The sequence below is a fragment of the Providencia sp. PROV267 genome (assembly GCF_028477825.1).
Classification (GTDB): domain Bacteria; phylum Pseudomonadota; class Gammaproteobacteria; order Enterobacterales; family Enterobacteriaceae; genus Providencia; species Providencia stuartii.
On the sequence record NZ_JAMPLX010000005.1, the window covers coordinates 100,207 to 122,853 of the forward strand.

The following is a 22,647-nucleotide window of genomic DNA, read 5'->3' on the forward strand; positions in this document are numbered from 1 at the left end:
TCCTTTATGCATTAACCGACTGAGTTTTACCCACTAACCACGCCTTTGAGAATTTATAAATAATAAAGGTTAAAAGGATAGCGGCAAAAATATAGTAACCAATCATGACATAGCTTGGTGCACCTTGAGCCAAATAGACATACATTGAGATAGCGCCTAGTACAATCAAGCAAGCAACAGGGGTCGCAAAACGCCATGGTGAGATATCAACCTGTTCAGTATAAACATCTTCATAAGGTTTACCCGGGAAGAAGTAACCAATAGTCAGCATAAAGAGGATATTTGCGACAAACAAAATGCCCACTAAATGGAAGAAGTGGATATCTAGATCCAAAATAAAGTTACAAATGATGTAAGCAGACATACCAAACAATAAACCTAATTTTGCAGCAATGGCAGGAACACGCTTAGTCATCAAACCAACTAACACCACACTTAAAATAGGTGCGTTAAAGATACCTTGTAATTGTTGAATTAAATAGAATAAGCCATCAGGAGCATTAGCAACCAAAGGAGCTATAATCATGGTTGCCAGCGCTAAAGCGATCCCCAAATATTTACCGACTTTAACCGTCTGAGCTTCTGTCGCATTCTTATTGATACGATCTTTATAAATATTAACCGTAAATAAAGTGACCGAAGAGTTCAAACCACCACTAAATGTTGAGAAAACTGCACCAACCACCACCGCGGCAAAGAATCCAACTAAGAATTCAGGTAGAACCATGTGTACTAAGACGGGATAAGCGTTATCTGGATTATCAATTTCGCCATTAAGAATATGGAATGCAATAATACCCGGTAAAATAATGATTGATGGGATGATCAACTTAAAGAACGCGCAGAGCATCACCCCTTTTTGCCCTTCCGCTAAGTTTTTAGCACCCAATGATTTTTGGACAATTGACTGGTTAGTACACCAGAAAAACATATTTGAAACAATTAACCCTGTAAATAGAGTCGAGAATGGTACGAGTGAGTCTTCATCACCAATGGAGTTAAATTTCTCTGGATGTGATTGATAGACTTCAGTTAATCCAGCCCAAGCGTTGCCATCTCCCACATAAATCAGGGCAAATATTGTCACTAATAGACCGCCAATAATCAAACCTGCGCCGTTCACAGTATCTGCAATCGCGATCGCCTTAATACCACCAAAAATGGCGTAAATAGCGCCTAAACCACCAACTCCCCATACCATAATCCACAGGGCGGTTGTTTTATCGACATTAAAAACATGTGAAACTTGGAATAAGCTTTCAAGAGCAATAGCTCCCGTATATAACACAATAGGTAGCAATGAAATCACATACATTGCGAGGAATAAAATAGAGGTAATTAATAAGGTGTTTTTATCAAAACGGCGCTCTAAATATTCCGGAATAGTCGAAATACCTAATTTAAGATATTTCGGTAAAAAATAAATAGCGAATAACACAATGGTTAATGCCGCCATAACTTCCCAAGCCATTACAATAAAACCGGTTCGGAAAGATAAACCATTTAGTCCCACAAGGTGTTCAGTAGATAAATTCATCAGTAGCATAGAGCCACCGATATACAGGCCAGTCATGGAACGGCCACCCAAAAAATAGCCCTCGGCAGACGAGGTCAAATGTGCATTTCGGGTTTTATAATAAGCAATCCCAGCAACCAATAAGGTAAAGCCGATAAATGAAAGTAGAGCCAGCATTAGTACCCCCAAGCCTTTCTATTTATAATTAGCGCATAAATTTATGTAAGGTGACTGATAAAGCGGGAATGGCATTCCCGCTTTTTATTTAGTAATCGGTAAACAAGAGGTATTTAAAACTAAAGTTGAATTTCTTTGCCTGTTTTTAGTGATTCTAGGGCTTTGTCTGCTAAGTAAAGCGCCAATTCACCATCTGTACCTGTTGTCTCTGATTCAGCACGGCCTGCAAGGATATCGACAAAATGCTCCCATTCTGCTTTATACGCTTCGTGGTAACGCTGCAAAAAGAAGAATTCAGGTTTTGCGGATAAGCAACCAACATCACTTAAAAACTCAACGCTGTTTTCTTTGATATTCCCTGCTGTTAACAACCCTTTTTCACCATGTAATTCGATACGTTGGTCATAGCCATAACCTGAACGACGGCTATTAGAGATGGTTGCCATGGCTCCTGATGGAAATTTCAAAATAATAAACGCGGTATCAATATCCCCTGCTTGCCCTATTGCAGGATCAACGACATTGCTACCTTGTGCATAGACTGAGCATGGGTTTTCGCCAATCATAAAGCGAGCCATATCAAAGTCATGAATTGTCATATCTCTGAACATACCACCGGAAACCTTAACGTATTCCGCTGGTGGAGGTGATGGATCCCGTGATGTAATAATTAAAGATTCAGCTTTACCAATTGCGCCTTGTTCGAATAAATTTTTCAGGTGGCGAAATTGTGGGTCATAGCGGCGGTTGAAGCCAATAAAGAGAGGTACATTGTGCTCTTTAACGCTTTTTAAGCACGCTTTAACACGCTCAAGATCTAAGTGCACCGGCTTTTCACAAAAAATCACTTTCTTATTTTTTGCAGCAAGTTCAATTAAATCTGCGTGAGTATCCGTTGCAGAAGCAATCAGAACGCCATGAACATTTGGGTCCTGCATCGCTTCTTCTGTAGATTGAACTTTCGCTTGGTACTTCTCAGCCAATGCTTGCGCATTAGGTTGGTAAGGGTCAATCACAGAGTAAAGTGTAGTTTCTTTGTGGCCGGCAATATTGACAGCATGAACCTGCCCGATACGTCCTGCGCCAAATAGTGCTATATTGAACATTGAAATGCTCCTTGAGGCGATAAATCCACTATTAGGATATGATGAAATATAACAAATAAAACATTCATTTCAATTTATAATTAATTGAAAATTATGTTTTTGAGGACTAGATAACAATTGCTATAATAAAGTGGATTTTTAGTGTTATTCTGATCACAAAATAACAATGTAAACTCAATCAATTAGCCTTTAGAGCATGCCGATAGTCACAATTAGAGTAAGGTTAATAACGGGAGATATTCAACTTAACGGATATTTTGGAATGTTCATTTCATTAATTATCATTTCGTCACAGCGACTCCTTTTATTTTGACTGCCTTTTTCCTGATAAAATGAAAGAGTCGACGTGAGTTCCCCCGCTAAAACCATAAATATGGCACAAGATAAGCTCCCAGCGAACTGAACGACCAACGATCAAAGGAACAGCTTTAAGATGTGAAGTGAAAGGAGTTACGCCACTTTATGCCAAAAAAACGACTTTTCGACTTTGAATTGTTGTTGCCATTTCACCAACGAGTACTTCATACCTTCACCAAAATGCGTTTTTTCTCGCACTCGGTAAAACGAGTTAACACTTGCCGTGATACATCAACCTAAATCATATTGCTTTCCCGACAATCTTCGACAATGCCCAGCCCTATTAGAGAAACATTGAGGTGTCTCTTCTTCGCTGATTGATGGTACTTTTTTCATCAATCTCACTTAGTCTTTGCCGACGCTCATCATTTTATTAAATCGCTTTTAACCTTCAATGCCCAAAATGGACAAACAAAAAACCCAGCTTTCGCTGGGTAAAAGAAATAACCTAATGACGTCAACCACTTTAATCGTCAAATAACAACCACTGCATCCATGCAAACTTCCCGATAAATAACCTGATCTTGTCTGATTAGAGCTCATCACCGCTCTCAATATTTCAATGTGCCGATTGGCTAAGGCGGATTATTTCCCCTTATTAAACAAGCATATTTCAACTTATTTTGAGCGATGCAAAGAGATGGCTAAAGCATTTAGCCCATTACCCTCCCTACAGAGTAATGATTTAGTACTGCCGTACTCGGTTAGCAACCATGTCTTTGATTTTGTCTGCTGCGGCAACCACTTCCGGTTTCTTCGCGACCTGCGCTGTTCCGGTACGCCACCACGCTTCATAACCGTTAGTCATCGTTTTAGGGAGTACTTTGATATCAATTAATACACAACCTGAATGCGATTTAGCATCCTCAATTGCGGCGATCAATTGAGCTTCATCATGTACGCGATAACTCTTACACCCATAACTTTCGGCATTTTTAGCAAAATCAACTTTAACTAATGGACCATCCATTTGCCCTGTTTGTGGGTTACGATGACGGTTTTCCGTTCCGAAACTCCCCATGCCTTGACTCATTTGCAGATTATTAATACAACCAAAACCTGCGTTATCGAATAACAGAATGGTGATCTTCACGTTTTCTTGGATAGCCGTTTGTAACTCACTGTGTAGCATCAAATAGGAGCCATCACCGACCATCGCATAAACAGGTTGTTCCGGGGCTGCTATTTTTGCGCCAATGGCAGCAGCAATTTCATACCCCATACATGAATAACCATATTCCAAATGATAAGTATCAGGATGCTTAGGTAACCAAATACGCTGTAAGTCTCCCGGCAATGACCCTGCTGCACCAACAACGATGGCATCATCTTCCATATGGCGCTGCATTAGCCCCAAGACGCGAGTCTGTGCCAACTCTGTACCAAGCGCTTCACGATACTCCTCTAATTTATCATCAAGGTGACCCGCTATTTCTGGCACAAAATTCAATGGGCTATATTGAATCGAGAATAATCTATCTAACTCAGATTGCCACTGTTGCTTAGCTTGTTGAATACGCTCACCCCACTGTGCTTGATAGCCAGTACCTTGTAATAAAGCATCCAGTGCCGTTAGCCCTTCTTTTGCATCTGCAATAATTTTTAAGGCATCGAGCTTATAGGCATCAAACTCAGCAACGTTAATATTCAAAAACTGTACATCAGGGTGACTAAACAGCGACTTTGATGCGGTAGTAAAGTCAGTGAAACGTGTTCCCACACCAATCACTAAATCGGCTTCTTTTGCTAGTAGGTTCGCGGCTAGGCCGCCTGTTGTACCAATACCCCCCACATTTAAAGGGTGGCTTGCCACAATGGCACTTTTACCTGCTTGAGTTTCGCCAAATGGGATTGCATAGTGCTCCGCGAAAGTACGGAAAGCATCATGCGCTTCGGAATAACGTACCCCACCACCGCAGACTAACAGTGGCTTTTTCTTGCTACGAATTAAACTGACCGCTTCTTCTAAACTCACGGTTGTCGCTGGACGACGTTCAATGCGATGAACACGTTTAGCAAAGAAATAGTCCGGATAATCCCAAGCTTCACCTTGAACATCTTGTGGCAAGCAGATTGTTACCGCTCCCGTATCTGCCGGGTCGGTTAAGACACGCATGGCATTGATCATCGCTGACATCAATTGCTCTGGACGAGATACCCGATCCCAATAACGCGAAACAGGCCGGAAACAATCATTCGTACTGATCGTGCCATCACCATATTGCTCAACTTGCTGTAATACTGGATCAGGCTGACGTGTTGCGAAAGTATCACCTGGCAGCAATAAAAGAGGGATGCGATTCGCGGTCGCTGTCGCAGCCGCCGTCACCATATTTGCTGCCCCCGGCCCAACAGAGGATGTCACTGCACAAATTTGCTTGCGTTTTTTCTGTTTCGCAAACCCTGTAGCAATATGCGCCATCCCTTGTTCATTGCATCCTTGATAAACTTGCAGGTGTCCAGGCGCTTCTTCTAGCGCCTGCCCTAAACCTACTACGTTACCATGGCCGAAGATGGTAAATACTCCCTGAATAAACGGATACTGCTCGCCATCAACCTCAACATATTGTTGGTTAAGAAACTTAACTAATGCCTGAGCTGTGGTCATTGTCTGCTTATTCATATGGGGCTCCATTTATTCCATAGTTGGCATTGTGAAACTGCTTTCATGATGTTCCAGACGGACACTTGCAGGCCAACGGCTGGTAACCGTTTTCATGCGTGTATAGAAACGTACGCCATCATTTCCATGAACATTCAGCGGTCCAAAGATAGAACGTTTCCAGCCACCAAAACTGTGGAAAGCCATCGGAACTGGAATTGGTATGTTAATACCCACCATCCCCGCCATCACATTCTCTTGGAATTCACGAGCCGTTTCACCATCACGAGTAAAGATAGCCGTACCGTTGCCATACTCATGTTGATTGATCAGTTTCAGACCTGTTTCAAAATCTGGAACACGCACAATGGCGAGTACTGGACCAAAAATTTCATCTTTATAGATGTCCATGTCTGGAGTGACATTATCAAACAGAGTTGGCCCTACAAAGTAGCCATTTTCAAAACCTGCCACTTTGAAATCACGTCCATCAACTAACAGGCTAGCACCTTGTTTTTCACCGCTGGTGATATAGTCACAAATTTTTGCTTTATGCTGTGCTGAAATCACAGGCCCCATATCATTTTCTTTACCATCAACGATACCCGGACCTACGGTCATTTTAGCGATTTGCTGTTTCAAGTTTGCAATCAGTGTATCTGCGGTCTCATCACCAACAGCAAGCACGACGGATAATGCCATACAACGCTCGCCAGCCGCACCAAACGCCGCCCCCATAATCGCATTTGTCGCTAGGTTCATATCTGCGTCAGGCATTAGGATACAGTGGTTTTTTGCACCACCTAGTGCTTGGCAACGTTTGCCATGCTCTGAGGCTGTTGTGTAAATGTATTCTGCGATTGGTGTTGAACCCACGAAACTGACCGCCTGAACTTCAGGTGCACGAAGCAATACATCAACGGACTCTTTGTCGCCTTGAACAACGTTAAAAACACCATCGGGTAAACCCGCTTCTTTTAATAGTTTTGCTAATTCAATAGCGAGTGATGGATCTTTTTCCGACGGTTTTAGGACAAAGGTGTTGCCCGTTGCCAATGCGACTGGGAACATCCACATAGGCACCATCGCAGGGAAGTTAAATGGCGTAATGCCAGCACATACCCCCAACGGCTGCATTAAGGAGTGGCTATCAACACCGGTTGCCACATTGGCGGAATGTTCACCTTTCTGTAAATGTGGAATGCCACAAGCAAATTCAACGACTTCCAGACCGCGAGTTAATTCACCGACAGCATCTGAAAATACTTTACCGTGCTCTTTCGAGATTAAACGCGCCAAATCATCCATATTCTCTTCAAGCAGCGCTTTAAATTTAAATAGGATACGCGCACGTTTTAGTGGAGACAGTTTTGACCACTTAGGGAAGGCTTTATGGGCAACCTCTATTGCCTGTTTAGTTTCAGCAGCACTGCTCAACACAACTTGAGCTGTTTGTTCACCGGTTGCAGGGTTATATACGGGTGCAAAACGCCCACTTTGGCTGGATACAAGTTCACCGCCAATGAAATTCTGAATCTGTTGCATGTTGCCTCTCTTTAGCTGATAGAGTTACCTTGTTGCTAAAGATATATGAAATATTCATTTCATTTTCAACTAAAACTGAAATAACATTCAATTTATGTGATCCAGACTGAGTTTTTATGAAATTGTCGATTGAAGATAAAGACACTGGTTTCAAAAATCGTTTTAATCAGCCCTCAGATAAAAAGCAATATGAATTGATTATTCCATTTAGTTGGATTAGTTTTTCAAAAAAATTCGACTAACGGCTGAAAATAACTACAATCAATAGCCTAGTCACGGAGGTTTTATGTCAACTGCATCGAATTTAAATGAGTTTCAGGAGCAAGTTCGTTCCCGTTACGATGAACTAAGTAAACGGCTACAGCAAGTAGCACGATATGTTTTAGATAACACAAATAGTGTGGCTTTTGATACAGTTGCTGTCATCGCTAAGGAAGCCAATGTTCCACCATCTACCTTAATCCGTTTCGCTAATGCCTTTAATTTCAGCGGATTTAACGAAATGAAACAGTTATTTCGTATGAATTTAGTGGAAGAAACGGCAAGTTACACCGATCGCGCCCGTTTATTTCGTGAAATGGATAGCGACCAAGAACTGAGTGATGATCCTGCTCAGATTTTAAAAGAGTTTGCTCACTCAAATGCGCAAGCGCTACAACAAATGGCAGCGAGAACCCCCGCTGAAGATCTTGAAAAAGCCGTCACCCTATTAGCCGAAGCAGAAAATGTCTATATCATTGGGTTACGTCGTTCGTTCAGCGTTGCAACCTATCTTAGCTATGCCCTTAGCCACTTAGAGTGCCGTCCACAATTGATCGATGGCCTTGGTGGTATGTTCAAAGAGCAAATCAACCGAATTAACGAAAAAGATGTTGTGGTTTCTATTAGTTTCACACCTTATGCAGAAGAAACCATTATGGTAAGCGAAAAAGCCGCCCAAACTGGCGCAAAGCAGATTGTTATCACAGATAGCCAAATCAGCCCACTCGCTAGTTTTAGTGATGTCTGTTTTGTGATCAAAGAAGCCCAAGTTGATGCCTTCCGTTCCCAGTCAGCAACCTTGTGTCTTGCGCAATCACTCACTGTTGCACTGGCTTATCGCCAAGGCAGTAAGCTAGTTTAATCTTAAGACGGGCTTTGGACACAAATACCTCCGTTGTGACTTAGCCCGGAACATTACAAAGCGGTATCGATTCCCCTTCCCTTTCAATATTCCTCAATTTCGGCAATCTCCAAACTCACTAACCTGTACCTCGTTTCTTGATGCTATTAATCACCACTCATGGATGAAATCTAAGCCTATTACCAGTGTCTTTAAAAATTGTGAGACTCATCAGAAAACATGAATTTCAATAAAAATAATAATGAAATTATTATTTCATACTGTTATGTTGAGATTATGTAAACACCTGAAACTAACCTTTCGGTGAGGAGCTTGGTAATGAATACACATTTTCTCTATTTGTTTGGCCACCTTCGCTTACTTGAAGAGCAGCATGCGCTTGTCTCGTTAAATAAGACAGGTATTGGCCTCATAGGCTCCCCCACGCACAATACATGGTACACAGAAGCGATATTGCATAGCCAACATCATTGTCAACTCAACTCCGTTTGTTCGTTAGATTCACCGATACCTTCAGCTGCATACTTTATTTGCCAAAAAAGAAAAATCGAGCATCTCATCGACAATGATGCGGTTGATACAATTATCGTGACATCCCTATGCAGTGAAGAGCTATTAAAGTTTATTATTCAATCTGCGATTAATTCAGGAAAAAATATTTTACTCAATAATGTTCCAAATTATGGAACCAATGAGTTAGTTAATTTACTCAAATTAGCTAAATACAACGATGTTAATATCTGCCAAAATAGCCTGCTTCGTTTTTCTCACCAGTATGATGAAATGAAATCAATCTTATCAAATAAGAGTACTCGTGATAGTGGTTTATTGCGCTTATCCGCCCACCGTCAAATTGATAAAATGGATTGCCTTTCCAAAGAGACATTACGCTCATTAATTGCAGAAAAAGTATCGCTGCTCCTTAATTTACTGCCTGAATTTAAATTTGATTCCCTCTCAATTCAATATTCTCGTCCATTTTCACACATTGAAAAAGGTGATGTGCTTATGATTAATTTAAAAGACAGCAATGGCTTTTTAGCCTCGCTAGAACTGTTTTTTAATACAGGGAATGTTTCTGATAAATTATCCCTTAAGCAATGCCATCATGATCTCCAATTTGAGAATTTTCTAATGTCTAATAACCAATTCTCAATAATTAACGAAAATTCATTGATTATAAAACAGCTTGACCATTTCATCTTAAATCCACATAAAACAAACAAAATCGTCATAAACTCACAATTAATTGATATCAATAAAATAACTGAATCGATTTTAAATCAATTGGAATTAAATCAGTTTATTTGATAAGTGAATTTATAATCTACCTAAATCAATAATGTATTCAATAATAACCTTGTTGATTATTTTTTGATAATAAAAATCAAACTATTCAGTATAATTACTTAATTAACAATCAAGGCCGGAAGAAATAGAGCCAAAAAAGATAATGACTCTGTCATTCCTTCCGGTCCGATTAACTTTCTCATAGTATCTCTCTATGTTGATATTTGGTGCTTTTGTTGACGGTGTTTACAAGATATTTTATAGCCTTCCCTGAGTGTATCATACGCCTATTAATGAATGGTGCAGCGTGTACCTAGGTTAACGTTAACAACACCATACAGAAACGTCGTTGGCTCCAAGTTAAATAAACAGGCAAATTGGAATAAAGAATCGACATCGATACAGCTTTCACCACTTTCAAAGCGAGTCATCTCATCTTCAGAAACGCCAATTAGTCTAGCCGTTTGTTTTAACGTCATTTTATGACTTTCTCTTTGTTTACGAATTTTGATACCAAGTAGTTTTGCAATATTATCTTTTTGCATAATAACCCCCTAAAAAAATAAATTAAGTAAAGTTAGTTTTGACGATGCGTAAATTAGCATTCTGCTTCCATAAATTAATTGATTTAAATTAAAAAATGACGCCAAAAAACTCATCGAATTATGAATAGTACTAAATGATTAATTTTAGCCATAAAACATAACCCAGTGAATCATAAGAACATTTTTAAAATAGATCTTTTTATCCCTAGATATTTATTGTGACATTAATCACAAAAAATGTGTATCCTAACTTCGTATTATTCAGCATTAAACCGTCTTTTTAAGAATTTTATACATGTAAGTTTTATGTGGTTTTTATGTGTTTTATTATTTTTATTTATTAAATTATATAATCACTCTTTAAAAACATTCATAAGATTATCGCCATATTATTATTAAGATAAATAACTTTATTGTTACTAATTATGACATTTTATGTCAGTTGATTTAGGACTAATTTTATTCCAAAAAAGAAAAACATTTAAAGTCATATTTAAATTTCTAAAGTCTAGTATATTATTGAATGTAAGTAATATAAAAAAATAAAAAAAGTCATCTTTTTTAGATTAAAAGTAATCAATAAACGATTATATTAAGTTTTACTATACTTGAATATTTTGAATAACAGTAGATGGCGAACAAAATAATAGTTAAGTCATTGAGTTCAAAAGAACAAAAACTTGAAATATGAAAGGTATACACCAATAGGGAAATCTTTAAATAACAGTTTGCTTATTTTGGAGAGTTCTAAGGTATGTCTCAAAATGATATGAATAATATGATGATGTTAGCTCGTCATTTGCCTCAAAAGGCTGTTGCTTTGATCCTTGCTGGAGGTAAAGGTACTCGCCTTAAAGGATTAACGAGTAAACGAGCCAAACCTGCTGTTCATTTTGGTGGTAAATTTCGTATTATCGATTTTGCATTATCAAATAGCCTAAATTCGGGTATTAGACGAATTGGTGTTATTACCCAATATCAATCTCATTCATTAGTACAACACATCCAAAGAGGATGGTCGTTTTTTAATGAAGAAATGAATGAGTTTGTCGATTTACTACCTGCACAGCAACGCGAAATTACCGACCATTGGTATAAAGGCACGGCCGATGCGGTCTATCAAAATATGGATATTATCCGTAATTATCGTGCAGAATATATTGTGATCCTTGCGGGTGACCACATCTATAAAATGGATTATTCACGCATGTTGCTCGATCATGTTAACAATGATGCAAAATTTACCGTTGCCTGCATCAAAGTGAAAAAAGAGGAAGCCCATCAATTTGGTGTAATGGAAATTGATGAGAATCGTTGGATAACCCAATTCCATGAAAAACCACAAGACCCGCCGGTACTAAAAGATTCGCCTGATTCATGTTTAGCGAGCATGGGGATCTATATTTTTAACAGTGATTACCTCTACAAAATGTTAGAAGACGATAGCCTTTGCCCGAGTTCCAGTAATGATTTCGGTAAAGATATTATTCCCAAAATAGTGGCCAGAAGAGAAGCTCTCGCTCATCCCTTTGAATATTCATGTGTCACCAGCAATGCCGATGTTCCTCCTTACTGGCGCGATGTCGGAACATTAGAAGCCTATTGGTCAGCAACACTGGATCTTGCCTCGGTAACCCCTGAGTTAGATATGTATGACCGCAACTGGCCTATCCGTACTTATATGGAGCCTTTACCACCTGCAAAATTTGTCCAAGACCGCTCGGGAAGCCATGGCATGACCATGAATTCGCTTGTTGCGGGGGGGTGTATCATTTCAGGATCGATTGTCATACACTCTGTGTTATTCCCTCGCGTGAGAGTCAATTCATTCTGTAATATCGAATCTTCTATTTTACTGCCCGGAGTGAATATTGGGCGCTCATCACGTTTACGCCGCTGTATTATCGATAGAGGCTGCGTCATTCCAGAAAATACCGTTATTGGCGAAAACCCTGAAGAAGATAGCCAACGCTTCTATCGCACAGAACAAGGTATCGTTCTCGTCACAAAAGAGATGTTAGATAATTTACATAACAATAAGGAATAAGATTGTGAGCACTCATTTTGTTTACGAATGTCATTCGCCACTAGTGACACAAGAAGCACTAAAAAGCTCCATTATCTATAAATTAAAATTTGTGATTGGCAAAGAACCTTATATTGCGACACAACGAGAATGGTTAGAAGCCATCATACTGGCGGCTCGCGATCGGATCGTTGACCGATGGATGGCGACGAACCGTGCAACCTATTCACAGCAGCTTAAGCAGGTTTACTATCTATCGATGGAGTTTTTACTCGGTCGATCATTATCTAATACATTAATTTCAATGAATATGTATGAGGATCTAACCCAAGTCGTGGCTGAGCTTGGCTTTGATTTTGAGCAATTGTTAGAGCAAGAGACAGATCCCGGCCTCGGTAATGGCGGCTTAGGCCGCCTTGCCGCATGTTTTCTCGATTCTCTCGCAACCCTGAATCTCCCCGCATGTGGTTATGGTATTCGTTATGAATACGGCATGTTTAAACAAACCATTCGTAATGGACAACAAATCGAATCCCCTGATGATTGGCTGATTCATGGCAACCCTTGGGAGTTTCCTCGAACAGAAAATCGCTACCAAATCCAATTTGAAGGCCATGTGACCGAAGAAGAGGGCCGCTATCAGTGGGTAAAAACGAACGATATTATCGCTGTCGCTTATGACCAAATTATTCCTGGCTATAATACTGAGGCAACAAATACCCTGCGTTTATGGAGTGCCAAAGCTAGCGATGAATTTGATCTGCAAATTTTCAATGATGGCGAATATTATGCCGCGGTTAAGAAAAAAAATGAGTCTGAAAACGTTTCTCGCGTCCTCTACCCAAACGATTCAACCTATTCAGGCAAAGAGCTGCGTTTAAAACAAGAGTTCTTCTTAGTTTCTGCATCTGTGCAAGACATACTTCACCGCCATTGGTTGGTTTACCAACGTTGGGATAACTTAGCTGACAAAGTGGCAATCCATTTAAATGACACCCACCCTGTTCTTGCCATTCCTGAGTTAATTCGTCTATTAGTCGACAAACACCAAGTCAGTTGGCAGGATGCTTTAGCATTAGCACAAAACGTGTTCTCTTATACTAACCACACGCTGATGAGTGAAGCTTTAGAAACTTGGCCTGTCGAGATGATCCGTAAAATTCTGCCGCGCCATCTACAAATCATTTATCAAATTAATGACGAATTTTTGCAACATGTGAGCCAAAAGTTTCCGCAAGATTACGAATTGCCGCGTCGTGTCTCCATCATTAATGAAGAGTATGGGCAGCTTGTGCGAATGGCGTGGCTGGCGGCTATTATCTGCCATAAAGTCAACGGCGTCTCTGAGTTACATAGTCAACTTATGACCGACTCTCTGTTTGCCGACTTTGCCCGAATTTTCCCTAATAAATTCTGCAACATCACCAATGGCGTGACACCGCGACGTTGGCTAGCTATTGCTAACCCAGAGCTGACTTCGGTTATAGAAAGCTATATCGGCCAACAATGGTTAGTTAATTTGCCTCAATTGACTGAATTGAAGCAGTGGATGGATTACCCTCAATTTTTAGATAAGTTGCAACAAGTTAAACACAGTAACAAAATTAAATTAGCGCGTTTTATTGCCCAGACACAACAAATTGTGGTTAGCCCTGAAGCCTTATTTGATGTACAGATCAAGCGTATTCATGAATATAAGCGGCAGCTCTTAAATTTACTGCATGTCATCACTCGTTATAATCGAATATTAGCAGATCCAGAGCACAACTGGGTGCCCCGCGTGGTGATCTTTGCAGGTAAAGCCGCCTCCTCATATAGCGCGGCAAAAAAAATCATCCACCTCATTAATGATGTTGCTGCGGTTATCAACAATGATGCGCGTATCGGTTCGCGCTTGAAAGTGGTGTTTATTCCTGATTATGGAGTAAGCCTAGCTCAGAAAATAATTCCGGCTACCGACCTTTCTGAGCAGATTTCACTTGCAGGTACAGAAGCCTCCGGAACCGGTAATATGAAATTCGCACTAAATGGTGCATTGACCATCGGTACACTCGATGGGGCAAATGTTGAGATACGCGAACATGTTGGCCACGATAATATTTTTATCTTTGGTCATACCATCGATGAAGTAAAACAAATCAAACAGAATTACTACTATCCACGTTGGTATTATGAAAATGATGCTGAACTGAAACAAGTGATAGACCAGATAGCACAGGGTTACTTTAAACCTGACGTTCCTAACTTTTATCAAGATTTAACCTACAGCTTGCTCGATGGCGGTGACCCATATTTATTGTTTGCAGATTATCGTAGTTACATCAATACACAGGAACAAGTCGACAATTTATATCAAGACCCATTATCTTGGCAGTCTAAGGTAGCAAAAAACATCTGTAATATGGGCTTTTTTTCTACTGATAGAACAATCCAAGACTATGCCTCACAAATTTGGAATATTGAATCTATCAATTTATGACCCTATGAATTAGATTAATCTAGGCATTTTGGTTAAGGTCAATTTAACGAGAAACTTACTTAACTTCACAACTATTTAAAAAAATTCTCAGTCGGCATGCTATCCTGATACCGACTGGGATGTATCTGTCTAGTATAAAAGTCCAATTTTTAGCCAGTTATGATTTTATACTTTGGGCAAAGTTAATTTAAAAGGGTCATCATGCTTCAGGAAAGTGTTATTAGAGAAATGATTCTCTGGATCGAAAAAAACTTAGAGTCACGCCTGTCTTTAGATACTGTTGCCGAAAAATCAGGATACACCAAGTGGCATTTTCAGCGCCTATTTAAAAACCAAACAGGACTTGCTCTCGGTTCTTACATTCGTGCTAGACGATTATCGTGCTCAGCCGTGGCATTGAGGCTAACTAATGATAGCATCATGGATATCTCTTTACGCTATCGTTTCGATTCACAGCAAACATTTTGTCGTGCATTTAAAAAACAATTCAATATCACCCCTTCTGAATACCGCAAACGTACCGGATGGAAAATTGAAGGTTTTTGCCTGCCACTAAGAGAAAGTAAAGAGTTCAGCGTTAAGGTCAGCCTAACCAAATTAGATCCCGTTAAGGTTATCGGTAAACAGCATCGCTATACCAAAAGCATCAATGAATGGAATTTTAAAACCCAAGAGCTGAGACGCTACTATTGGAGAGACTTTATCAATGAAGCTCAGTGTGTCACAACCAATATGTATGCTATCCACGGTGTTGATTCTATCAATGATCAAGAGGGGCAATTCTGCTATACCACAACCTTTGAAGAAAGTGGTGTTGACTCCCCTACCCCTAATCTTAAAAGCATAACTCTCCCTGCTGGCGATTATCTACAAATTAAGTTTACGTGTGATGAACTCCACGGTATTGATTACAACGACATTATCTATACCGTATATGGAAAAGTACTTGCGAGTATGGATATTGCTCGAGGTGAAGGCTGTGACATTGAAAACTATGTTTTAAAGTCTACGCCCGATTATAAAGAGTTTATTGAAAACTCACGCCTCTATCTTAAAGAATTAAATTATTATATCCCTGTCATTATTTGATTAAATTAAAGAAAACTAACTTACACTGAGTTAGTTTTCTTTATTTCTTATATTTAATCTTAATAACTTATCTAACAGATAATTAACTTTCATTTCATTTTCATAAAAACAATCATCATTAAAAGTCCATCAAATATAGATAATCAATTCTATGATGTTAATAATTATTTGAATATTACTTCATTAAAGTTCATATTAAATATATCGAGTGTTGAAAATAAACAAATATCACGTTAGCATAAATTTTAGTTTCATCTTTTTAAAGGACAGATAACTGAGTTAATAATCCAACTTTGCAATAAAGGACTAATAATAATGGTTAAGAATAATACCTCAACAAGTCTTATGGTTATCTTTGTCGGTTTACTGGCAGCACTCGCAGGCCTCTTCTTTGGTTTGGATACGGGGGTTATCTCTGGTGCACTTCCCTTTATTAGTCAACAGTTTGATATCTCATCAACCCAGCAAGAACTGGTTGTCAGCTCAATGATGTTTGGTGCCGCAGCCGGCGCTATTATTAGCGGGTGGTTATCATCTTTAAGTGGTAGAAAAAAGAGTTTACTGATCAGTTCAATATTATTTATTATTGGTGCATTAGGCTCCGCCTTTTCCCCTAATGCCAATATACTTATTATTTCTCGAGTCATATTAGGACTCGCAATTGGTATTTCTTCATTCACAACTCCAGCTTATTTATCAGAAATCGCACCGAAAAAGATCCGTGGTGGAATGATATCTATGTATCAATTAATGATTACAATAGGTATCTTACTTGCATTTATTTCTGATACCGCTTTTAGTTATGATCATGCTTGGCGTTGGATGTTAGGGATCACAGCTATCCCTGCTGTTTTGCTTTTTATTGGCGTCACTTTTTTACCCGAAAGCCCCCGTTGGCTTGCCAGTAAAAATAGATCGAATGATGCTAAAACTATATTATTAAAATTAAGAAAATCAGAAAATGAAGCGATCCAAGAGCTGGATGATATTTTTAATAGCCTAAAGATCAAGCAATCGGGATTCGGTTTATTTAAAAATAACAGTAATTTCCGACGTACTGTATTTTTGGGTATTGCTCTGCAATTTATGCAGCAACTGACAGGTATCAATGTCATTATGTACTATGCCCCTAAAATATTTTCATTAGCGGGGTTTGAAAGTACCACCCAACAAATGTATGGCACAGTTCTTATTGGCTTAGTCAACGTCATCACAACCATTTTTGCCATCTCAATCGTTGACCGTTTTGGCCGTAAAAAATTATTGATCTTTGGCTTTAGTGTCATGGCAATCAGTATCGGCTTACTCGCCTACTTGCTCTCTTTTGATACGCATACCGTTCTAATCCAATATAGTAGTATTGCCTTTTTACTTATCTTTATTATTGGATTTGCCGTGAGTGCGGGACCGATTATGTGGGTCTTATGTTCTGAGATACAACCACTGAGAGGTCGTGATTTCGGTATCACCTGTTCAACTACCTCAAATTGGGTAGCAAATATGATCGTTAGCGCTACGTTCTTAACACTGCTATCGACTTTAGGGGATACGAATACTTTCTGGGTTTATGCTGGGTTAAATGCTGTATTTATTATTATCACGCTCTATTTTGTCCCAGAAACAAAAAATGTTTCATTAGAGCAGATAGAAGAGAATCTAATGAAAGGCAATGCGCTACGCAATATTGGTCGATAAGCATCCACAATTAAACCTTATTTTTGTAGAACACCCGATATTACCTCGGGTGTTCTGTTTTGATAAAACCGCTTCTCGTTAGAAAGTTAAGTTCAATTTCGCCCAAAACGTTCTGCCCGGCTCATTCACGGGTTGATTAGAGGAATAACCAAACCCACTATTACCCGCTAAGTTTAGGTGTTCGCTATAATTTCTATCAAATAGGTTATCAACACCAGCACTTAACTTAACATGATCATTCACCCGATAAGCGGTATTAACGGAGAAAATCGTGAAACCAGCACTGCTACCGAAGTCTTTCCCGACTACGTTACCATCATTAATCGCCACACGATGTTGGCTACTGACAATACGCATTAGCCCTGTTGCCGTCCAATCATTCTTTTCCCAAGATAAACCAAAACGGGTTTCTAATGGCGGCATCTGCGGTAATGGTTGCCTATCACTGCGGTTTTCCCCCCAAGAATAAGCGAGACTTGCATCCGCTTTCCACGCATCACTGAGCTTATAGGCGACGCCCATTTCTCCCCCCATGATCATCGCATTCACGTTTTCAACTTGACTTTGTCGCGAATTATGTGGGTTATAACGGAATAGGATAAAATCATCGACTCGCCCAATATAAGCGGAAACCCATGCGTTAGTTTTATCATTGCTATATTTTGCACCGATATCTAACTGGGTCGTTTTTTCCGTTTTTAAATGATCGAACACATTGCTTGTTCCATCAGGGCCGTAGGTTGGTGAAAATAACTCCCAATAATCAGGAAAACGCTCAGTGTAACCGACACCGGCATACAGCATGACAGGCATATCAGAAAGCGAATGCTCATAACGCACAAACCCTGCTGGCATCACAGTATTGCGCCCCGATGACCCTACCGCGGTCTCATTATCCACTAATACCCTATCGGCACGCGCACCTGTAACGACTTTCCCATGCGCATTTGCATTCCACGTTAACTCACCAAACAGCCCATAATCTTGGAATGTTGCATCCTTATTCCAGTGGTTATTGCTCTCCTTACGGTGAGTATTAGTTTGCATATCGGCCCCTGCACGTAATTCGTAATCGTTCCATAACCAAGTTCCCATAACTCGGCCACCCACCGTTTTACGATCAACACGCATTTTCATTGGCATATTCATCATGCCATGACCACCGCCCATCATATGCCCCATATGACCAGAGCCGCCCCCCATTGAGCCACTTGTGTCACGTAATGAATAGTTATCCATAATATGGTCGGCATAGTTGTAGTACATATTCGCTTCTAGCTTATCAAGCACTGTGCCAATATTTGTCTTTTCAAAACGCACACCTAGACTTTCACGTTTGAATTGCGAGCCATCCATTCCACGACCTGCATAGCGAGCTTCACCATCCCCTTTCCCCGCGGTAAGCTCAAGTAACGTGTATTCATCTGGCGTCCAGCCTACAGCAACATCCGCATTCCATTTATCCCACTTTGATGGCACTTTCTTACCATCTCCATCTTTATAATCATTAGAGCGAGATTTATTACCTATTAAGCGTAAATAACCTTTTTCATTCCCCATACTGACATCTGCATTCGCATCCCAACGCTGATTAGAGGCCGTTAACGCACTTGCATTCCCCTGAACACCCGCTTTATCAAAAATGGGTTTTTCACGCTCAAAACGGATTGTACCTGCCGAGTTACCTGGTCCCCAAAGAACTGACTGAGGCCCTTTGATCATCGTTAATAGGTCGAAGTTTTCTGGCGAAATATAAGAGGTTGGGGCATCCATGCGAGATGGGCAAGCGCCTAACATCTCACTATCATTAGTTAAAATCCGTAAGCGAGAGCCAAACATGCCACGAAAAACGGGGTCACCGTTCGTGCCGCCATTACGAATTTGCGAGAAGCCGGGGATCGTTTTCAAATAATCAGAACCATCACTCGCCGGCACTGGCTGTCTAGGTGTTTTTGGTGAGGTGCTGATAGTTAATGGTGAATCAACGGGGGCAGTGACTATCATCACTGAGTGTTCTGAAAATTGACTTTGATTCTCTGCCTCAGCGACTGCGCTATTCGACAACAGCGCGGTCGTTACTAAAAGTGTCAGTGGTGCGATTACACATTTTTCTTTGTTCATTATTTTGCCTAATTCTTTTCTTTATGACGTAGCCATGCCGCCTGAATTCGATAATCAAATTCAAGATAGAGAGCAGGCGAAGCCCTTTGCACTCAATACGGCAAATGCAACATTGTGAATTTAAAATGATCAATAATTAATAAGAAAAGAGAGACGGAGGAGCGCGCGCAAAACGCAGAGACCAAGGCCGAAACAAATATGGATGAATGCAAGGCTCAAGGGAGATCCGCGTCGTCAGCGTTGCCAATTGGCGAATTGCAATGGCAATAAATAGAATGATAAATGGAAAATGGATCAACAACTGGCAATAGCCACAGGCAATGTCTTCCATCGGCGATAGTCCGACTCCCGACATTAACAGATGATTCATCATGCCGTTAGAATGGCATTCTTCAGGCAATAGAGCACCTTGATGCGAATGGTGCATCACGTGTGGTGCCATATTTTCCATTGAAGAACAATCAGCCATTTGCATCATTGACTTTGAGACCAATGGTGCAATAAACAGCATTGCTACTGCAAGTAGCGCAAGATAGGCTGCAAATTGTCTTAATCTATCATGCAGGTGCAACGTTTTTCCGTAATATCTATTGTTATTTTAATGCGCGAAAGTGTATCTCATTTACATCATCGTTGTTATCGTTTTTTGTCAATAATGTTACTTGGCCTACATTCCCTCTATATTCAAATAGAACAATTTGGCACCATTATATTGGCGTAATTTCCATTACATTCACCTGAAATAAAAACCATTCGAAATATTATTTTTATAAGTCATATCCACCAATAGCATTCTCAATAATAAAAAATAGTAAAACGGGAATTATCGACAAAAAGCCCTTTTGCTTTCACGCCCCATAAAAAAACAAAAAGCGGCAATAGCTTAGCTATCACCGCAAAATCGAACAGAAAAAAACAAGGGGAGATTATTTATTAAGCTAATAAGTTAGCTGGGTTATCGATACATAAGCGGTCAAGGGTAGCTTGATCGACGCCTTTCTTCGCCAGAAGCGATAGAAAAACATTCGGTACAAAGCCCCATCCATTTCCGCCATTTTTTGCCCACATCTGTTTTAAGAACACATCGTGACTCAAAACGATCTGATTGCTATATCCCAGCTCTATCAACTTATAAACCGCATCAACAGTTTCTGTAACAGTTGGTGCGACCCCTTCTTTAGGGAATGAAATATCAAGCCCTATCATATCGAACTCAAGCCATACGCCTCTGTCTAACATACGACGCTGATAATCGATATCCTTTCCTGATGGGTCTGAGTGCGCTAATGAGATCTTAGCGGGATTAACGCCCATCTCTTTGATTAAAATATCCAATACTTCATCACCACGACGTTGCCAACCTGGCATATGGATATTCATTGAGACATGATCATTGGCAAGCTGAGCGACGGATGCGGCTCTAAGGCTATTTTTTTCCCCTTCCGTAAAAAATGGAGAAACCCCAATTTCGCCAATCATCCCCGCTCGAATATCAGTGCCATCAATACCAATATTCAATTCGTCATCAATCATTTTCGCCATTTCATCGATACTTTTTACTAGGCGCTCGCCTTCAAATTTTTCGATATATAAGCCTGATGAGGCAACGACATTAATACCTGTTTTAATGGACACTTCTCGCAATTGACGAACATCTCGACCAATTGCTTCGGAGCCTGTCGCATCAACAAGCGTTTTACCGCCAAGCTCCTTAAAGTTATTCACTTCATAAATCACATCGTCGATAGGTTTTTTATCCATATTGTCACAGCAGCAATAAGGATCGTGTTTTAGCCCCCATTGAATATCTGCACTGACTTTTTTATCGACCAACACATGCGAGAAATCGTAAAAAGGTTCATCGACAACGGTAGAGAGATCGTTAAACAAATGCTCATGTGGTAGGGTTAAACCCATATCTTCTTTTTTAACTGGCCCAGTGACAGTCTGAATATAACCTTTCATTTTACACTCCCGCCGTTTTCACAGCTTTTGCTTCTCTAAACTCAGGAATTGTTGTGATAATTGCACCAACCAGCGCAAACAGTGTGCCAATAATCGTGACCAGATAGACAGTGTTACCCAATGATGGCAAGAGTAAATCAATCAGAACTGAACCCAGTAATTGCCCTGCTGTTGATGCAACTCCGAGCATTAACAGCCCTAATCCACGAACTAAGATTGCCATTAACGCAATAGACATTAGCCCTAATGGACCACCGAGATACATCCACCACACCCCCGGTAATTCAAGAGTAATGTGACCAAGAGCCATACGGATCACCAAAGCGACAGTCAAAACCGTGAAGCCGACAATAAAGTTCCATGTGATAGATACCATCATTGAACCTGTCGCTTCTGCCACTTTAGAGTTACCCGCTGGTTGCCAACCCGCTAATAGACCCGCTAAGAAAGGAAGAATGGCTAAATAGATAGCAGAGGTAGAGTGCCATTGTGGAGACACCACAAATAAGGTGGCTACCACGGCAAAAACAGCGCCTAATACGCGAAAAAGGGTGAACGGTTTTTTCTCATCGATACCAATACCGAAACGGTCACACAATAGGCCTGATAATAATAGCGCCGATATCAATGCGGTTTGGAAAGTGGCAATCCCTAGTGCACTGGCAGAAGCCCCTTCAGAGAAAACCACCATTGCGCCACAAAGGCCTGCAAACCAGTTCCACAATGGAATTTTACGTTGTTTAATTAAACTTGGAATAGAGGCAAATTGCTGACGAGTCTGTTTTTTCGCTATGATAATAAAAAACATGACGACAAGACCGCTAGCAAACGAAATTACCGCACTTGCGTTGCCATCTTTTAATACATCCCCGAGCTGCCCATTAACGGCAGATTGCATTGGCGATAACATCCCGGCTAAAACCGTCGCTATCATCAGTAATGGTGTAGAATAACTTTTTGCACTCATAAAATATTCCTTTTGGATTTTTTGACTATGAGTCATTATTTTTG

At 40.2% G+C, this 22,647-nt stretch carries 15 protein-coding genes; 6 read left to right on the forward strand and 9 right to left on the reverse strand.

The annotated features are described in order from the left end of the window. Positions 1 to 4 precede the first annotated feature (4 nt). The 4 genes from PR709_RS03695 to PR709_RS03710 form a co-directional block, all read right to left on the reverse strand. Positions 5 to 1,693, reverse strand: a complete 1,689-nt coding sequence (locus PR709_RS03695; RefSeq protein ID WP_004922104.1) for a solute:sodium symporter family transporter — start codon at positions 1,691 to 1,693, stop codon at positions 5 to 7. 119 nt (positions 1,694 to 1,812) lie between these two features. After that, a complete protein-coding gene (gene iolG / locus PR709_RS03700) occupies positions 1,813 to 2,799 on the reverse strand; it encodes an inositol 2-dehydrogenase (protein WP_004922108.1) in 987 nt (328 codons plus the stop codon). A 1,042-nt stretch (positions 2,800 to 3,841) separates the two neighbouring features. Further along, on the reverse strand, positions 3,842 to 5,779 hold the full coding sequence (iolD, locus tag PR709_RS03705; RefSeq protein ID WP_014656440.1) for a 3D-(3,5/4)-trihydroxycyclohexane-1,2-dione acylhydrolase (decyclizing): 1,938 nt from the start codon (positions 5,777 to 5,779) through the stop codon (positions 3,842 to 3,844). Positions 5,780 to 5,791: 12 nt separating this feature from the next. Continuing rightward, the gene (locus PR709_RS03710) at positions 5,792 to 7,303 is read right to left on the reverse strand and encodes a CoA-acylating methylmalonate-semialdehyde dehydrogenase (protein ID WP_004922117.1); all 1,512 of its coding nucleotides are present in this window, start codon (positions 7,301 to 7,303) and stop codon (positions 5,792 to 5,794) included. A gap of 286 nt (positions 7,304 to 7,589) precedes the next feature. Between PR709_RS03710 and PR709_RS03715 the strand changes: the two genes are divergently transcribed. After that, positions 7,590 to 8,426 (forward strand): MurR/RpiR family transcriptional regulator, encoded by an 837-nt coding sequence (locus tag PR709_RS03715; RefSeq protein WP_004922124.1) that lies wholly within the window; start codon positions 7,590 to 7,592, stop codon positions 8,424 to 8,426. Between the two features lie 318 nt (positions 8,427 to 8,744). Next, on the forward strand, positions 8,745 to 9,737 hold the full coding sequence (locus PR709_RS03720) for a hypothetical protein (protein ID WP_004922126.1): 993 nt from the start codon (positions 8,745 to 8,747) through the stop codon (positions 9,735 to 9,737). A gap of 269 nt (positions 9,738 to 10,006) precedes the next feature. Here the strand turns inward: PR709_RS03720 and PR709_RS03725 are convergent, their stop codons facing one another. Next, entirely contained in the window at positions 10,007 to 10,261 is a 255-nt protein-coding gene (locus PR709_RS03725; protein WP_004922128.1) for a helix-turn-helix domain-containing protein, read from the reverse strand. A 754-nt stretch (positions 10,262 to 11,015) separates the two neighbouring features. Between PR709_RS03725 and glgC the strand changes: the two genes are divergently transcribed. The 4 genes from glgC (at position 11,016) to PR709_RS03745 (ending at position 17,550) form a co-directional block, all read left to right on the forward strand. Further along, positions 11,016 to 12,308 (forward strand): glucose-1-phosphate adenylyltransferase, encoded by a 1,293-nt coding sequence (glgC, locus tag PR709_RS03730; protein WP_004922133.1) that lies wholly within the window; start codon positions 11,016 to 11,018, stop codon positions 12,306 to 12,308. 4 nt (positions 12,309 to 12,312) lie between these two features. Then, positions 12,313 to 14,766, forward strand: a complete 2,454-nt coding sequence (gene glgP, locus PR709_RS03735) for a glycogen/starch/alpha-glucan family phosphorylase (protein ID WP_036941233.1) — start codon at positions 12,313 to 12,315, stop codon at positions 14,764 to 14,766. Positions 14,767 to 14,967: 201 nt separating this feature from the next. Further along, complete coding sequence (locus tag PR709_RS03740) at positions 14,968 to 15,855, forward strand: helix-turn-helix domain-containing protein (RefSeq protein WP_004922140.1); 888 nt, start codon at positions 14,968 to 14,970, stop codon at positions 15,853 to 15,855. 315 nt (positions 15,856 to 16,170) lie between these two features. Continuing rightward, positions 16,171 to 17,550, forward strand: a complete 1,380-nt coding sequence (locus PR709_RS03745) for a sugar porter family MFS transporter (RefSeq protein WP_004922142.1) — start codon at positions 16,171 to 16,173, stop codon at positions 17,548 to 17,550. A 78-nt stretch (positions 17,551 to 17,628) separates the two neighbouring features. On the opposite strand, the gene PR709_RS03750 is transcribed toward PR709_RS03745, so the two are convergent. From PR709_RS03750 to PR709_RS03765, 4 genes are all read right to left on the reverse strand, one after another. Then, a complete protein-coding gene (locus tag PR709_RS03750) occupies positions 17,629 to 19,671 on the reverse strand; it encodes a TonB-dependent copper receptor (protein ID WP_004922145.1) in 2,043 nt (680 codons plus the stop codon). A 136-nt stretch (positions 19,672 to 19,807) separates the two neighbouring features. After that, positions 19,808 to 20,242, reverse strand: coding sequence for a DUF2946 family protein (locus tag PR709_RS03755; RefSeq protein WP_004922152.1), 435 nt, complete (start codon positions 20,240 to 20,242; stop codon positions 19,808 to 19,810). 362 nt (positions 20,243 to 20,604) lie between these two features. Beyond that, a complete protein-coding gene (locus PR709_RS03760; protein WP_004922160.1) occupies positions 20,605 to 21,636 on the reverse strand; it encodes a phosphotriesterase family protein in 1,032 nt (343 codons plus the stop codon). 1 nt (position 21,637) lies between these two features. Then, positions 21,638 to 22,603 (reverse strand): DMT family transporter, encoded by a 966-nt coding sequence (locus tag PR709_RS03765; protein ID WP_036941236.1) that lies wholly within the window; start codon positions 22,601 to 22,603, stop codon positions 21,638 to 21,640. Positions 22,604 to 22,647 lie beyond the last annotated feature (44 nt).